Origin of the sequence: Bradyrhizobium sp. JYMT SZCCT0180, assembly GCF_018130165.1 — a bacterium.
Lineage (GTDB): Bacteria > Pseudomonadota > Alphaproteobacteria > Rhizobiales > Xanthobacteraceae > Bradyrhizobium.
Window position 1 is genome coordinate 112,956 of the sequence record NZ_JAFCLZ010000002.1, and the last position, 14,865, is coordinate 127,820.

Sequence of the window (14,865 nt, forward strand, 5' to 3'; positions counted from 1 at the left end):
CTTCGCTTTGCCCACCCTACGGCGTCGTGGCTTACGCCGCAGCAGCAGCCGTCACGACTTGTGCCAGCAGCGCTTCGCGCTTCGACTGCGAGCGGTAGCCCTTCATGGTCGCGGCAAAGCGCTCGAGGATGCCGTCCTCGAAGGCGGTGACGATGGTGTCGTGGACGTAGCTCTTGCGGCAGATCGCGGGCGTGTTCGACAGCTCATCCGCCGCGGCCCGAACCGCCTCCAGCACCTGCTTCTTGCGGCCGCGGGCGCTCGCCGCCGGCGAGATCCGCGACAATGACTCCAGCACCACGGCTGACGCCATCAGGGTGCGAAAATCCTTCAGCGAAATCTTGATGCCGGCGATCTCGCGCAGGAACCCGTTCACCGTCGTCGTCGACACCGTACGCACGGTGCCGGAATTATCGCGATACTGGAACATGCGCTTGCCCGGCACGCCGCGCAGGATGCCGATCGCGCGCACGAGCTTGGCCGCGTCGCATTCCTTGCGCACGGCCTTGCCGCCCTTGGCCTTGAAGGTCAGGACGAAGCTGTCGTCTTCCAGCGTGACATTGGACTTCAGCAGCGTGGTGGCGCCGCGGGTGCCGTTCAATCGCGCGTAGGATTCATTGCCCGGCCGGATCGCGGTGCGGGCGATCAGTTCGATCACGGCCGAGAGCGCGAACTCGCGCGTCGGCTCGTCGCCGGACAGATGCATCGAGACGTTGCGGCGGATCTTCGGCAAGGCCGCGACCAGGCGCGCCAGGCGATGCGCCTTGCGCTGCTCGCGGACCTTCTCCCAATCGGCGTGGTAGCGGTATTGCAGCCGGCCGGCGGCATCGACGCCGACCGCCTGCAGATGCGAGGTCGGATCGGGCGAATACCGCACCTGCTGATAGGCCGGCGGCACCGCCATCGAGTTCAGGCGCCGGATGGTGCCGGCATGACGGACCGCCGTGCCGTTGGCGCGAACAAATGAATAGGTCTTGCCACGCTTGATGCGGCGGATCGTCAGCTCGTTCTGGTCGCCGAGCTTGAGGCCGAGTTCCTGCGCCAGCGACTCGACCGTAATCTTCAGCTCATGCTTGGCGAGCTTTTCCTTCGGCGAGGGGATCTTGGCGGGTGCCTTCAGCGGCGCTTTCGGCAACTGGCCAAGCGCTTCTGCCAAAGCGACGGCAGGATCAGCGGAATTGGGCCGCGTAGCCTCGAAATTCACCTGATCCATCATGACCGTCGTTGTCCTGCTCCGCCTGTTCTTTCCGGTAATGCCGCTTGATACGGCTTGGTTCCGGCGGGGCCCTGTCACCCCGGAAACGCCATTTAGGGGGTAACGAACCCCTTTGCGAGTCCCGATTCCGCGATTGCCGGTTATTAGATACCGGTCATGGGAGCCATTCGCGCGATAACGTTGATTTTGGGTCGCGCCAAAACGCGAAAGTGATGGCCGGACCGGGCTGGCCGGGGCACTGCGGGAGCGCGGGAACCGACCAAGGTCGCAGATGTTTCCGCCTTGTCCGGGCCCCCTGTGACGCCTAATCATCGTAATAATCAAGACGGCTTGCGACCGCTTACGGGTAGGGCTCGCAATCAGCGGAGGGGAAGATGTCCGAGAAGATTTACGACGTGTCGGCAGACTGGTCGAAGCGCGCTTTCATCGACGACGCCAAGTATCGGGCGATGTATGCGAGCTCGGTCGCCGACCCCAATGCCTTCTGGGCCGAACAGGGCAAGCGGATCGGCTGGATCAAGCCGTTCCACAAGGTCGAGAACGTCTCCTTCGCCCCCGGCAATATTTCGATCAAGTGGTTCGAGGACGGCGTCCTGAACGTCGCCTGGAACTGCATCGACCGCCACCTCGACAAGCGCGGCGACCAGACCGCGATCATCTGGGAGGGCGATGATCCGGGCGAGTCCAAACACATCACCTACCGCCAGCTGCACGACGAAGTCTGCAAGATGGCCAACATCCTGCGCACCAGGAACGTCAAGAAGGGCGACCGCGTCACCATCTACCTGCCGATGATCCCGGAAGCGGCGTATGCGATGCTGGCCTGCGCGCGGATCGGCGCCATTCATTCGGTGGTGTTCGGCGGCTTCTCGCCTGACAGCCTCGCCCAGCGCATCACCGATTGCCAGTCCAAGGTCGTCATCACCGCCGACGAAGGCCTGCGCGGCGGCAAGAAGGTGCCGCTGAAGGCCAATGTCGATGCCGCGATTGCCAAGAGCGGCGGCGTCGACTGGGTCGTCGTGGTCAAGCGCACCGGCGGCACTGTGGACATGAACCCGACCCGCGACTTCTGGTATCACGAAGCCGCCAAGATGGTGACGACGGAATGCCCGTGCGAGCCGATGCACGCGGAAGATCCGCTGTTCATCCTCTATACGTCCGGCTCCACCGGCCAGCCCAAGGGCGTGCTGCACACTTCGGGCGGCTATCTCGTCTTCGCGTCGATGACGCACCAATACGTGTTCGACTATCACGACGGCGACATCTACTGGTGCACCGCCGACGTCGGCTGGGTCACCGGCCACAGCTACATCCTCTATGGACCGCTGGCGAACGGCGCGACCACGCTGATGTTCGAAGGCGTGCCGAACTATCCGGATAATTCGCGGTTCTGGAACGTCATCGACAAGCACAAGGTCAACATCTTCTACACCGCGCCGACCGCGATCCGCGCGCTGATGCAGGGCGGCGACGAGCCGGTGAAGAAGACCTCGCGCAAGAGTCTGCGTCTGCTCGGCTCGGTCGGCGAGCCGATCAATCCGGAAGCCTGGGAATGGTATCACCGCGTGGTCGGCGACGAGCGTTGCCCGATCGTCGACACCTGGTGGCAGACCGAGACCGGCGGCATTCTGATCACGCCGCTGCCGGGCGCGACAAAACTCAAACCGGGTTCGGCGACGCGGCCGTTCTTCGGCGTGGTGCCCGAGATCGTCGATGCCGACGGCAAGGTGCTGGACGGCGAAACATCAGGCAATCTCTGCCTCGCCAAATCCTGGCCGGGCCAGATGCGCACGGTCTATGGCGACCACGCGCGTTTCGAGCAGACCTATTTCTCGACCTACAAGAACAAGTACTTCACCGGCGACGGCTGCCGCCGCGACGCCGACGGCTATTACTGGATCACCGGACGCGTCGATGACGTCATCAACGTCTCCGGCCATCGCATGGGCACCGCCGAAGTCGAAAGCTCGCTGGTGGCGCATGAGGCGGTCTCGGAAGCCGCCGTGGTCGGCTATCCCCACGACATCAAGGGCCAGGGCATCTATGCCTATGTGACGCTGATGACCGGCAAGGAGCCGACCGAAGCGCTGCGCAAGGAACTGGTGGCGTGGGTGCGCAAGGACATCGGCCCGATCGCTTCGCCGGATCTCATTCAGTTCGCCCCGGGCCTGCCGAAGACCCGCTCCGGCAAGATCATGCGCCGCATCCTGCGCAAGATCGCCGAGGACGAACCGTCAAGCCTCGGCGATACCTCGACGCTGGCCGATCCCGCCGTGGTCGACGACCTCGTGCACAACCGGCAGAACAAGAAGGGCGCGGGGGCGTAGCGCTCGACTGGCAAGTTGGAGCGCTCTGGCGGCAGGCTCGCTGCACCTCTCCCGCTTGCGGGGGAGGTCGACGCGCGAAGCGCGGCGGGTGGGGGCTCTCTCCGCATTGGGAGTGTTCGTTGTGGTGACACCCCCACCCCGCCCTCCCCCGCAAGCGGGAGAGGGAGCGCAGTCCCGTCGCGGTTGCTACTTAACCTCACTACAGTCAATCGACACTTCACCGCGTGAGAGTCTTTCTCTCCGGCAACGTAGGCGGCGGCCGATGCACGATCTGCGGTGCAGCGCCGACCGTCGTCTTGTTGAGGCCGCCGCCGCTCGGTGCGATCACCACCGGACTGGGATTCGGCCGCATCGGCGCCGAGGTCCTCGCCGGCGGGCGGTTCGGCCACTGCACCGGCTCCCTGATCCGCACATTGTCACCCGAGCCGTTGGGTCGGATCACGTTCGGAATCCGCACATCGGGTTTGCCTGCCCCGGATGCGCCGCCAACCGGGTTGTGTCCGGTCTGACCGCCGTTCGACGACGGCGGTTTGCCGACCGGCCGGCCGTCGCCGGTACCGGTAACCGGACCCGTCACCGGCGGTTTGCCGTCACCGCCATGTGGCCGGTGCGCGTGGATACAGCGTCGCAGCGCAATGCCGCTAAGCCCGGTGCAGGGATTTTCGGTCACCGGCGGCTTCGGCAACGGATCGGGTCTCGTCGGGAAGACGCACAGATGGCCCACCCGCACCATTCCCGGTCGGCAGAAGTCCGGCAACCGGCATGCGCCATGATCCAGCACCGTGCCGCGCGGGCACACCGGCGGGACCACGACGATGACAGGCGGACCGTTGTCGATCGGCTGATCGAGACGCGGCGGCAGCGGCGACACAGGGTTGTGGACCGGCAACGGTTTGTATCCGCCGCCCTGTTTTGGACTCACTGGCGAGCAGTCCGGAGCCACCGCGCTCATGACGGCGAGGTTGTTCCAGATGAAATTCCAGTCGATCAAATTCTGCGCCAGGAACCAGGCCGGCCACGGCGAAAAGAAGACGTCGATGTCGAACCACGGGCCGACCACGTATCCCGGCAACACGATAACAGTGATGCCGTAGACGAGCCTGACGTCGGTGACGTAGGCCGTCTGCGTCAGCAGCACCGGGATCTGCTGCGGCGGCGCCGCGCCGTTGCAGCCTTGCGCGAACTTCTGCGTCTCGACAAAGGTCCAGTAGGCGGCACTGTTGAAGTCGGCGGTGGAAACCGTCTGGACGTCTTGGTCCGGCAGCATCGGCGCCCAGCCGACCCATTCCGGCGACGTGCGCCAGACAACCCAACCCGGGCTGAACTCCGCACCCGGCGTCCAAATCCATCCCATCTGCGCATCCGACACCCAACGTCCGTAGTGATGGACGATCGCGCCCCACGGCGTCTTGTCGTCGTAGTACCAGCCATATTTGCGGGTCTTGACCCAGTTGCAGGGCGGATAGGGGCGCCATCCCTGCGGCGTCACCGTGGGAATCCACACCTCTCCGTATTTGGCGTGCTGGACAAAGCGGCCATACTGCGTGAGCACGCCGCGGAATTCGTCCTGCATCTTCGCCGCGCCTTGCTGTGGCACGACGTTCGCAGAATCTTGGGCCGAGCTCTGCGCAGGCGCTTGTGCGAAGGCTGATGGCGTCGATGCTGACAGCACGAGGACGGCAAGCGCGGCGGCGAACATCGCCGTGAGCATTGTCCTGGTGTTGATCGAGATTTTCCGGGCGAGGGTCATGATGATTGCTCCCTCACTTCGCGTTCGACGGCGCGCAGACTTGCGCGACGTTCAACGTCTTCTGCCACACGAAATTGGAGTTCTTCATCATCTGGACCATGAACCACGCCGGCCACGGACCGAATCCGATCTGCACATGGACGAACGGCCCGATCAGATAGGGCGGCAGCACGATGACGACGATGCCGTCCACGAACTCGTACGCGGTGATCCATTTGGTCTGACGCAGAATGACCGGAATGCGTTCGACTGGCGCCGTCTGAGCCGCGTCGCAACCATTGTTGAACTTCGCGGTCTCGACGAAAATCCACTGATCGCTGTTGTTGAACTGATCGGACGACATGTTGGGGAACGCCTGGTCCGGCGGCATCGGCGCCCAGCCCGTCCATTCGGGGCTTGACCGCCACACCACCCATCCGGGGCTGAACTCCGAACCGGGATCCCAGGCCCAGCCGATCTGCTGATCCCAGAACCAGCGGCCATAGTGGTGCACGATCTGGCCCCACGGCGTCTTGTCGTCGTAGTACCAGCCATATTGTTTGGTCTTGACCCATTGGCACGGCGGATAGGGATGCCAGCCTTGCGGCGTCACCGTCGGCACCCACACCTCGCCGAAGCGGGCGTGCTGCACGAAGCGTCCATATTGCGACAGCACCGCGCGGGCTTCGGCCTGCACCGGTTCGTCGCGAACTTCCTCCCTGACGTCGTAGGATGGTTGCGCCACGGCGCCTGCCGAAAGCGCGAACAAGCCCAGAAGCAATGCAGCCAGCATTGCTGTGAGGCGACCGCCACCGGCGCGGACGCCTCGGCGCAGCAAAATGATCTCAACCAGCGCTCGCATGAGCCGAACTCCTGCACCCGGAAAATGGGCCACAGCAGGTAGCCGCGTCGTCGCGACGCCGCGTTCGGGGATTCCGGTTTAATTTTTCGTCATGTTCGGGACGAGGGCCCGGCGACACCGGCTGCGTCGCGTTTGGGCAATTTCCTTGGTGCCCAGCCCAGACCCGGCCGCCTCACGCAATCGTCAGGGCGGTGACCGCTGCCCGGGACGTTTCCGGACGAGTGTTGTTTTCAAGTCATTTACTTTAATTCGAACATTTCCTTTGGTTCCGCCATCGAAACGGGTCTCACGGCCGGCTTGGAAACCATCCGGTTAAGACACGCGGTTAAAAATGCGTGGGTGAGACGGCAAACCCCTATTTCTGATAGGTTTGCGTGGGCATTTGAGGACCCCCTGACGGGGGCGAGTGGGCGGGAGAAATTGATGTCGATGAGGATTGCGGTGGCGCTGGCCGCCACCATCGGGGTGAGCGTTTTGATGTCGTCGGCGGCAGAAGCGCGGCCGGAGATAGTCGGCGTCCGCGGCGATTACACGCCGGGTACGATCGTCGTGAAGACCAGCGAGCGCCGCCTCTATCTCATTCTCGATCAGGGCCGCGCCGTGCGCTATCCGGTCGGCGTCGGCCGCGCCGGCAAACAGTGGGAAGGCACCACCCGCATCGACGGCAAGTATCAGAACCCGGCCTGGTCGCCGCCCGCCGAAGTGAAGCGCGACAAGCCGAACATGCCCAACGTCATTCCCGGCGGCTCGCCGAGCAACCCGATGGGCGTCGCGGCAATGACGCTCGCCGGCGGCGAATACGCCATCCACGGCACCAACGCGCCGGGCTCGGTCGGCGGTTTTGTCTCCTATGGCTGCATCCGCATGCTCAACGCTGACATCACCGATCTGTACCAGCGCGTTTCGGTCGGCACGCAGGTGACGGTGACGCGCTGATACCAGTCTCCGTCATTCCGGGATGGTCCGAAGGACCAGACCCGGAATCTCGAGATTCCGGGTTCGATGCTTCGCATCACCCCGGAATGACGAACTACCAAGCGCCGCGCCCTTGCGCGGCTTTTTCTTTTCTTACTTTCCCGCGTTCGCGCACCAGCCGTTGCGATGACCGCCGCTGTACCTGCGCCCATGCCCACCGGCCAGCAACGCAGCCGAGACGCTGGTGGTCTTCCTCGTCGCCACGTCGGCCAACACCCGGCCGCCATACTTGTCCGGTCCGATATTCGAGATCGTGACCGCGCCTTCGCGGAGCAGGCCGCGCAACGCGTCACCAGCCGCTTCCGCCATCTGCAATTCCTCCGGACAGGCCGCTTTCAGCTCCGGCGTGTCGATGCCGCGCAGGCGGACGCGCGTGTTCAGCGCGAGTCCATCCGGCAAATGCACCCGCGCCTCGAAGGTGTCGCCATCGACAGTGCGGATCACGTCGACGGCGTGACGCACATCGGGACGGCCGGCACTCTTCCAGATCATCTCGGCGTCGCGCGCCGCCTGGCTGTCGGCCACAGGCGGAAACGGCCAATGCACCCAATGCCGCAGCGGCACCATCGACGCCGCGGCGACGCCGATCACGAATACCCAGGGCAATATCGCCGATAACCGGCGCCTCCAGGGAGTCTGATAAGTATTTATTCTTCTATATGGGGACATATTCCCAATATGGTGGGCTGAGTCGGCTATTCCGGCAAGGACGAATTCGCCTCAAAAGTCCGAAGCGATGCCTTTGCGCTCCCAGTCGCCGTAACGGGTCGGCTCCGGCCCCTTCGGACCCTGCAATTCCTTTTGTGCCGGTTGAGCGGCGTTGGCCTCAGCGGCTTTCCGGCGCGCTTCGGCCTCGGCGAGCGCGCGCTGGGCGGCCGGCGTCAGCAACTTGCCGGGGGCGGCGCCGGGAAGAACTGCAGACGGTGATCGGGGATCGTCGGTCATGGCAAAATTTCCGGCAAAACTTTCCTGCGGCCGATCTCGTAGCACAGCGACGAACGCATCGCCGGCATCACAATCAAGAAATCGCCGGCGCGATTCTTACATTTGGCATATTCGCATGCCAAAGCAGTTTTTCATTTCCGAGCTCTTCACTTCCAAGCTCTTCACTTCGATGGCATGCGCCGAAACCCTGTTCAGCACCTTCCGAGATATTCCTTCTCCATGCCCCCTTCAAGATTCGCAGTTCCTGCCGAAGTTCCCGGTCTCGCGGCGCGGCGTATCGCGGCCGACATTCTCGACGGCGTGCTGCACAAGCACCGCACCCTCGACGAGCAACTGGACGGCGCCGGCGCCCATCCCGGATTGAAATCGCTCGCCGATCGCGACCGCGCGCTGATGCGGCGGCTGGTCGCAACGATCCTGCGGCGGCTCGGCACGCTCGGTCATTTGTTGTCGCGCCTGCTCAATCGCGGCGTTCCGACCGACGCGCCGCGCGCGCAAAGCGCGCTGCTGATCGGCGCTGCGCAGATTCTCTGGATGGACGTGCCCGATCATGCCGCCGTCGACCTGTCGGTGCGGCTGGTGCAATCGGACCGACGCGCCGCGAAATATGCCGGGCTCGTCAACGCCGTGCTGCGCCGTTGTGCGCGCGAAGGCCAGCCGCTGATCGACGAAGTCAAGGCGCAGACGCTGGACATTCCGCCGTGGCTGCTGGCGCGCTGGATCGCGGCCTATGGCGAGACCACCGCGCGCGAGATGGCCATTGCGATCGGCCATGAACCGTCGCTCGACATCACCGTGAAGTCGGACGCGTCGCAATGGGCGACCCGTCTGCACGGCGAAACGCTGCCGACCGGGACCGTGCGCACTTTGTTGCAGGGTTCCGTGACGATGCTGCCCGGTTTCACCGAAGGCCAATGGTGGGTACAGGACGCCGCCGCCGCACTGCCGGCGCGGCTGTTCGGCGACCTCAACGGCAAGAGCATCGTCGATCTCTGCGCCGCGCCCGGCGGCAAGACCGCCCAACTCGCACAAGGCGGCGCACGCGTCACCGCGGTCGATCGTTCGGCGCCGCGGATGACGCGGCTGCGCGACAATCTTTCGCGGCTGTCGCTGCAGGCCAATGACGTGGTGGCCGATGGCGCCGAATGGCCTGGAGGCGACGGCACGTTCGACGGCGTGCTGGTCGACGCGCCCTGTACCTCGACCGGCACCATCCGGCGCCACCCTGATGTGGCCTGGTTGCGCCAGGAAACCGACATCGCCGCACTGAGCGCGTTGCAGCTCCGCTTGCTGAAAAAGGCGGTCGCCTTGCTCAGGCCGGGCGGGACGCTGGTCTATTGCACCTGTTCGCTGGAGCCGGAAGAAGGCGAACAGGCGGTGGCGGCGCTGCTCGCGACCGAATCAGCCGTGCGCCGGGCGCCGGTCGACGCCGGCGAAGTCGCAGGCCTTGCCGAGATCGTCACAGCGGACGGCGATTTGCGTACCCTGCCCTGCCATCTGCCCCACGACGACCCGCGGCTTGGCGGGCTGGATGGATTTTACGCCGCGCGGCTGGTTAAATCCTGATTTTGCACCTGTTTTTCGCGACCATCGGGTGATTCGCGCACTTTCAAGATGGTGTTTTGGGCGCGTTTCCGGATTACAAAGGATTCGCCACAAGATCTCCTCCCATCAAGGTCAGGCGTGTCGGTCGCTCAACGCAGACGCATTACGACGCTGGTCGCGAGCCGCTTTACGCGGGGCGTGATCGCGCGCGCCAGCGGCAGCACCTTGGGGCTGTCGCGGCTGTGGCCGGGCCGCGCCGACCGGCTGATCATCGCGCCGCATGATCTGCGTACCGCCGACGCCACCCGCGCCGCCGAAATCTACGCCGGCCGTTTCGTGTTCGCCGGCAAGATCGTGACCTGCCACGGTCGCTCGATCTTCGATCTCGAGCCGCCGTCGGAAGATTGGGAAGTGGCGCTGCTCGGCTTCGGCTGGCTGCGCCATCTGCGTGCGGCCGATACCGCGCTGACCCGCGCCAACGCCCGTTCGCTGGTCGACGACTGGATTTCGAATCCCGGACGCAAGCGGCCGCTCGAGCGCCGCGCCGATGTGCTGGCACGCCGCGTCATCTCGCTGCTGTCGCAGGCCCCGCTGGTGCTCGGCGATACCGACGGCAAATTCTATCGCAAATATCTGCGCGGGCTGACCCGCGAGATCCGCTATCTGCGCTACACCATGCTCGACATCGCCGATGGCGTGCCGCGGGTGCAGGTGCTGATCGCGCTTTGCTACGCCTCGCTGTGCCTCGCCAACCAGGCAAAACATATCCGCTCCGCGAGCCGGCGGCTGTCCGACGAATTGCAGCGGCAGATCCTGCCCGACGGCGGGCACATCTCGCGCAATCCCGGCGCGCTGGTCGAACTGCTCAGCGACATGCTGCCGCTGCGCCAGACTTTTGCTGCAAGGAATATCGCGCCGCCGCCGGCGCTCTTGAACGCGATCGACCGCATGATGCCGATGCTGCGCTTCTTCCGCCATGGCGACGGCGCCTTTGCGCTGTTCAACGGCATGAGCAACGCGCCGAACGATCTGGTGGCGACGCTGCTGGCCTATGACGACACCCACGGCGTGCCGATGGCGCACATGCCGCATACCGGCTTTCAGCGCCTCGATGCCGGCACCACCACCGTCATCATGGACACCGGCGCGCCGCCGCCGCCGAATATCAGCCAGGACGCGCATGCCGGCTGCCTGGCGTTCGAATTGTCCTCGGGGCCGAGCCGGATCGTCGTCAATTGCGGAATGCCGTCAACCGGCCGCGACAATTGGCGCGGCTTTGCACGCAGCACCGCGGCGCATTCGACCCTGACCTATCACGAGACGTCGTCGTGCCAGTTCGTCGAGATATCGGCGATGAAGCGGCTGTTGCAGGGGGCGCCGGTGACCAGCGGCCCGGCCAATGTGGAAAGTTATCGCGAAGCCGTGGAGAACGGCGATCTCTTGACCACGTCGCATGACGGCTATCTGCCGAAATTTGGCGTCGTGCACCGCCGCGTGCTGATGATGGCGCCTGACGGCGCGCGGCTTGACGGCGAGGACACGCTGTCGCCGGCGCCGGGCTCGCGCATCAAGGGCAACGGCACCGACTTTGCCTTGCGGTTTCATCTGCACCCGTCCGTGAAGGCGAGCCGGCTTTCCGACGCCCGCGGCGTCATGCTGGTGCTGCCCAACCGCGACGTCTGGACCTTCGAGGCGCTCGACGACAAGGTCGACCTCGAGGACAGCGTGTTCCTGGCCGGCAATGACGGTCCCCGCCGCACCGCCCAGATCGTGATCCGGCAGGATTCGCGGCAGGCCACCTCGATCCGCTGGAATTTTGTGCGCTCGAGTACCTCCGCGGCCGCCACCAACGCCCGCCGCAACGCCCGCCGCGAGCCGGAATTGCCGTTGTAGGGCATTTACCACCGTCATTGCGAGCGAAGCGAAGCAATCCATCGCGCGACATAACGGATGGATGGATTGCTTCGTCGCTTCGCTCCTCGCAATGACGAAGAACTGGCATGCCAATATCCCCTGTATTTTCCCGAATCCTGGTGTCGGCCGCGGTTTCATGACCGGCAAAACCGTGCTACCGGGCTGGCTTACCAGCCAGGAAGCCTGCCATGACCGACCATCCGCGCCGAGTGACCCGCGCTCTATTATCCGTTTCCGATAAGACGGGGCTGATCGAATTCGCCCGCGCGCTTGCAGGCTACGGCGTCGATCTGGTCTCCACCGGCGGCACGGCAAAAGCGATCGCCGCAGCAGGGCTGAAGGTCAGCGACGTCTCTGACCTCACCGGTTTCCCCGAGATGATGGACGGCCGGGTCAAGACGCTGCATCCGAAGGTACATGGCGGCCTGCTCGCGATCCGCGACAACAAGGAACACATTGATGCGATGAAGGCGCACGGCATCGCGCCGATCGATCTGCTGGTGGTCAACCTCTATCCGTTCGAGGCCACCGTCGACAAAGGCGCCGGTTACGAGGACTGCATCGAGAACATCGATATCGGCGGCCCCGCGATGATCCGCGCCGCGGCGAAGAACCACGACGATGTCGCGGTCGTCGTCGAAGCCAGCGACTATCAATCCGTGCTCGACGAGCTCGCCGCCAATAACGGCGCGACCTCATTGAAGTTGCGCCGCCGCCTCGCCGCAAAAGCCTATGCGCGCACCGCGGCCTATGACGCCGCGATCTCGAACTGGTTCGCGCTGCAGCTGAAAGACGACGCGCCGGACTTCCGCGCCTTCGGCGGCAAGCTGATCCAGTCGCTGCGCTACGGCGAGAACCCGCACCAGACCGCGGCGTTCTATGCGACGCCCGACAAGCGGCCGGGCGTTTCGACCTTGCGCCAGCTCCAGGGCAAGGAGCTGTCGTACAACAACATCAACGATACCGATGCGGCCTATGAATGCGTCGCCGAGTTCGACCCGGCCCGCACCGCCGCCTGCGTCATCGTCAAGCATGCCAACCCCTGCGGCGTTGCCGAGGGCAGCGATCTGCTCGGCGCTTACAAAAGAGCGCTGGCCTGCGATTCCACGTCGGCGTTCGGCGGCATCGTCGCAGTCAACCGCACGCTCGACGCCGACGCTGCGCGCGCCATCACCGAAATCTTTACCGAGGTCATCATCGCGCCGGACGCGACAGAGGAAGCCATCGCGGTCGTCGCCGCAAAGAAGAACCTGCGGCTGTTGCTGGTCGGCGGCCTGCCCGATCCGCGCAAGCCGGGCCTCACCGCCAAGACCGTGTCCGGCGGTCTGTTGGTGCAAAGCCGCGACAACGCCGTGATCGAGGACATGGCGCTGAAGGTCGCGACCAGGCGCGCGCCCACGGACGCCGAACTGCGCGATCTCAAATTCGCCTTCCGCGTCGCCAAGCACGTCAAGTCCAACACCATTATTTACGCCAGGGATCTCGCCACCGTCGGCATCGGCGCCGGCCAGATGAGCCGGGTCGATTCCGCGCGTATCGCCGCCCGCAAGGCGCTCGATGCCGCGGCTGAACTGAAGCTCGCCGAACCATTGACCAAGGGTTCAGTGGTCGCATCAGACGCGTTCTTTCCGTTTGCCGACGGCATGCTGGCCTGCATCGAAGCCGGCGCCACCGCGGTGATCCAGCCCGGCGGCTCGATGCGCGACGATGAAGTGATTAGGGCCGCCGACGACCACGGTATCGCCATGGTGTTCACCGGCGTGCGGCATTTCCGGCATTAGTTACTGTCGTCCCGGCCTCAACTGAGGTCGTCATACCCCGCGAAGGCGGGTATCCAGTACGCCGCGGCTTCTCGGTCAATTACGGCTGTCTCTGGAATACTGGATCATCCGCCTTCGCGGATGATGACAACTGAATGCTGGGAAGAAGATGTGTGACCGGCAACCTCACCTCTCCCGCACCCGCCACAACAGCGCCAGCCCGACGACAAAAAACACCACCAGCAGCGCCATCCCCGCTTTCTGGCTCGCGGTCACCGCCGTAACAACGCCGATCAGCAGCGGGCCGATGAACGAGGTGACCTTTCCGGTCAGCGCGAACAGCCCGAAACATTGCGCGATGCGATCCTGCGGCGCGAGGCGAATGAGTAACGTGCGCGACGCCGCCTGCAGCGGACCGCCGGCGCCGCCGATCAGGCATCCGAGGACGAGATAGGCGCGCTCGGCCGCACCCGAGAACAGCGGTCCGCCGGGGACGGGCGGGTCCACCTTCACGAACAGGATCGAATCCTTGTCCACCAGCAGGATGGCGGCGAGCGCCAGCAGCAGCACCAGGAGGCTGATCGCTATGACGCGCTTCGGCCCCACGCGGTCGTCGAGCTTGCCGCCGAGCCAGGCCCCGAACACGCCCGCGATCGCCGCGACAATGCCGAAGGTGCCGATCTGGATCGTGTGCCAGCCGAACGTGCCGGCCGCATAGATGCCGCCGAAGGCAAACAGCGACACCAGCCCGTCGGTATAGATCATGTTGGCAAGCAGAAACGTCGCCAGCGATTTCTGCTTCGGCAATTCGCGCAGCGTCTGCCTCAGCTCGCTCAAACCTTCGCGCAACGCCGCACGCACCGGAAGCTTTGCCGGATAATCCGGCGTCAACAAAAACATCGGCAGCGTGAACAGCATGAACCACAGCGCGGTCAACGGCCCGGTGATGCGGTCGCCCGCATGCGTCACCGGGTCGAGGCCGAACAGCGGCATGAACCCGAACAGCGTGCGTCCGGTCTGCGGATTGGCGGCGAGAAAACCGAGCACCAGGATCAGGCTGAGGATACCGCCCATATAGCCGGTGGCCCAGCCGGTGCCGGACAGCCGTCCGATCTTGTCCGGCGGCACCAGCGTGGGCATCATCGCGTTGTTGAACACCGTTGCGAATTCGACGCCGACGCTTGCGATCGCATAACACAGCAGCAGTGTCGGTATAATGCTGGGATCGCCGGGCTTTCCGAACCACATCAGGCTGGAGCCGATCACCAGCAGCAAGCCGAATCCCGCGATCCACGGCTTGCGACGGCCGCTGGCGTCGGCAATCGCGCCCAGGATCGGGGACATCAGCGCAATCATCAGTCCCGCGGCCGCGGTGGCAAATCCCCACAGCGCCTGCCCCGTCGCCGGATCCGGCGCGACGAAGCCTGCGAAATACGGCGCGAACACGAAGGTGGTGATCAGCGTGAAATAGGGCTGGGCTGCCCAATCGAAGAAGATCCAGCTGACGACGGCGGTGCGGGGCGGATATTTTCCTGGGATATCAGCGCCAGATGCCTGCGGAGAAATCACCGTCATACCCAGGAATTTCCTTCATC

11 protein-coding genes are annotated in these 14,865 nt (G+C 64.6%); 5 read left to right on the forward strand and 6 right to left on the reverse strand.

The genetic code is table 11. The features are described from left to right. Window positions 1–31: 31 nt before the first annotated feature. Complete coding sequence (locus JQ641_RS03155; RefSeq protein WP_211994385.1) at window positions 32–1,213, reverse strand: DNA topoisomerase IB; 1,182 nt, start codon at window positions 1,211–1,213, stop codon at window positions 32–34. A 374-nt stretch (window positions 1,214–1,587) separates the two neighbouring features. Between JQ641_RS03155 and acs the strand changes: the two genes are divergently transcribed. Beyond that, a complete protein-coding gene (acs, locus tag JQ641_RS03160) occupies window positions 1,588–3,540 on the forward strand; it encodes an acetate--CoA ligase (RefSeq protein WP_211994386.1) in 1,953 nt (650 codons plus the stop codon). A 217-nt stretch (window positions 3,541–3,757) separates the two neighbouring features. Here acs and JQ641_RS03165 read toward each other — a convergent pair whose 3' ends face one another. Both JQ641_RS03165 and JQ641_RS03170 read right to left on the reverse strand, forming a co-directional pair. After that, window positions 3,758–5,290 carry a DUF6600 domain-containing protein gene (locus JQ641_RS03165; protein WP_211994387.1) on the reverse strand — a complete coding sequence of 511 codons (1,533 nt, stop codon included), beginning with the start codon at window positions 5,288–5,290 and terminating at the stop codon, window positions 3,758–3,760. 13 nt (window positions 5,291–5,303) lie between these two features. Continuing rightward, entirely contained in the window at window positions 5,304–6,131 is an 828-nt protein-coding gene (locus tag JQ641_RS03170) for a DUF6600 domain-containing protein (RefSeq protein ID WP_211994388.1), read from the reverse strand. Window positions 6,132–6,554: 423 nt separating this feature from the next. Between JQ641_RS03170 and JQ641_RS03175 the strand changes: the two genes are divergently transcribed. Continuing rightward, on the forward strand, window positions 6,555–7,067 hold the full coding sequence (locus tag JQ641_RS03175; protein WP_211994389.1) for a L,D-transpeptidase: 513 nt from the start codon (window positions 6,555–6,557) through the stop codon (window positions 7,065–7,067). Between the two features lie 132 nt (window positions 7,068–7,199). Here the strand turns inward: JQ641_RS03175 and JQ641_RS03180 are convergent, their stop codons facing one another. Together JQ641_RS03180 and JQ641_RS03185 are read right to left on the reverse strand one after the other, a co-directional pair. Continuing rightward, window positions 7,200–7,775 carry a thermonuclease family protein gene (locus tag JQ641_RS03180; RefSeq protein WP_211994390.1) on the reverse strand — a complete coding sequence of 192 codons (576 nt, stop codon included), beginning with the start codon at window positions 7,773–7,775 and terminating at the stop codon, window positions 7,200–7,202. Between the two features lie 51 nt (window positions 7,776–7,826). Continuing rightward, entirely contained in the window at window positions 7,827–8,051 is a 225-nt protein-coding gene (locus tag JQ641_RS03185) for a DUF1674 domain-containing protein (RefSeq protein ID WP_211994391.1), read from the reverse strand. 219 nt (window positions 8,052–8,270) lie between these two features. Between JQ641_RS03185 and JQ641_RS03190 the strand changes: the two genes are divergently transcribed. The 3 genes from JQ641_RS03190 to purH all read left to right on the forward strand — a co-directional run bounded on the left by JQ641_RS03190 (window position 8,271) and on the right by purH (window position 13,291). Beyond that, the gene (locus JQ641_RS03190) at window positions 8,271–9,617 is read left to right on the forward strand and encodes an RsmB/NOP family class I SAM-dependent RNA methyltransferase (RefSeq protein ID WP_211994392.1); all 1,347 of its coding nucleotides are present in this window, start codon (window positions 8,271–8,273) and stop codon (window positions 9,615–9,617) included. Between the two features lie 117 nt (window positions 9,618–9,734). Next, window positions 9,735–11,489 carry a heparinase II/III family protein gene (locus JQ641_RS03195; protein ID WP_349628489.1) on the forward strand — a complete coding sequence of 585 codons (1,755 nt, stop codon included), beginning with the start codon at window positions 9,735–9,737 and terminating at the stop codon, window positions 11,487–11,489. 209 nt (window positions 11,490–11,698) lie between these two features. Continuing rightward, the gene (gene purH / locus JQ641_RS03200; RefSeq protein WP_211994394.1) at window positions 11,699–13,291 is read left to right on the forward strand and encodes a bifunctional phosphoribosylaminoimidazolecarboxamide formyltransferase/IMP cyclohydrolase; all 1,593 of its coding nucleotides are present in this window, start codon (window positions 11,699–11,701) and stop codon (window positions 13,289–13,291) included. Window positions 13,292–13,456: 165 nt separating this feature from the next. On the opposite strand, the gene JQ641_RS03205 is transcribed toward purH, so the two are convergent. Continuing rightward, entirely contained in the window at window positions 13,457–14,845 is a 1,389-nt protein-coding gene (locus tag JQ641_RS03205) for an MFS transporter (protein ID WP_211994395.1), read from the reverse strand. Window positions 14,846–14,865 lie beyond the last annotated feature (20 nt).

What these genes read in the sequence shown, in the direction of transcription:
- JQ641_RS03175 (WP_211994389.1), top strand. Translation starts at nt 6,555, where the DNA reads ATGTCGATGAGGATTGCGGTGGCGCTGGCCGCCACCATCGGGGTGAGC.
- JQ641_RS03190 (WP_211994392.1), top strand. Translation starts at nt 8,271, where the DNA reads ATGCCCCCTTCAAGATTCGCAGTTCCTGCCGAAGTTCCCGGTCTCGCG.
- JQ641_RS03165 (WP_211994387.1), bottom strand. Translation starts at nt 5,290, where the DNA reads ATGACCCTCGCCCGGAAAATCTCGATCAACACCAGGACAATGCTCACG.
- acs (WP_211994386.1), top strand. Translation starts at nt 1,588, where the DNA reads ATGTCCGAGAAGATTTACGACGTGTCGGCAGACTGGTCGAAGCGCGCT.
- JQ641_RS03155 (WP_211994385.1), bottom strand. Translation starts at nt 1,213, where the DNA reads ATGATGGATCAGGTGAATTTCGAGGCTACGCGGCCCAATTCCGCTGAT.
- JQ641_RS03180 (WP_211994390.1), bottom strand. Translation starts at nt 7,775, where the DNA reads ATGTCCCCATATAGAAGAATAAATACTTATCAGACTCCCTGGAGGCGC.
- purH (WP_211994394.1), top strand. Translation starts at nt 11,699, where the DNA reads ATGACCGACCATCCGCGCCGAGTGACCCGCGCTCTATTATCCGTTTCC.
- JQ641_RS03205 (WP_211994395.1), bottom strand. Translation starts at nt 14,845, where the DNA reads ATGACGGTGATTTCTCCGCAGGCATCTGGCGCTGATATCCCAGGAAAA.
- JQ641_RS03170 (WP_211994388.1), bottom strand. Translation starts at nt 6,131, where the DNA reads ATGCGAGCGCTGGTTGAGATCATTTTGCTGCGCCGAGGCGTCCGCGCC.
- JQ641_RS03185 (WP_211994391.1), bottom strand. Translation starts at nt 8,051, where the DNA reads ATGACCGACGATCCCCGATCACCGTCTGCAGTTCTTCCCGGCGCCGCC.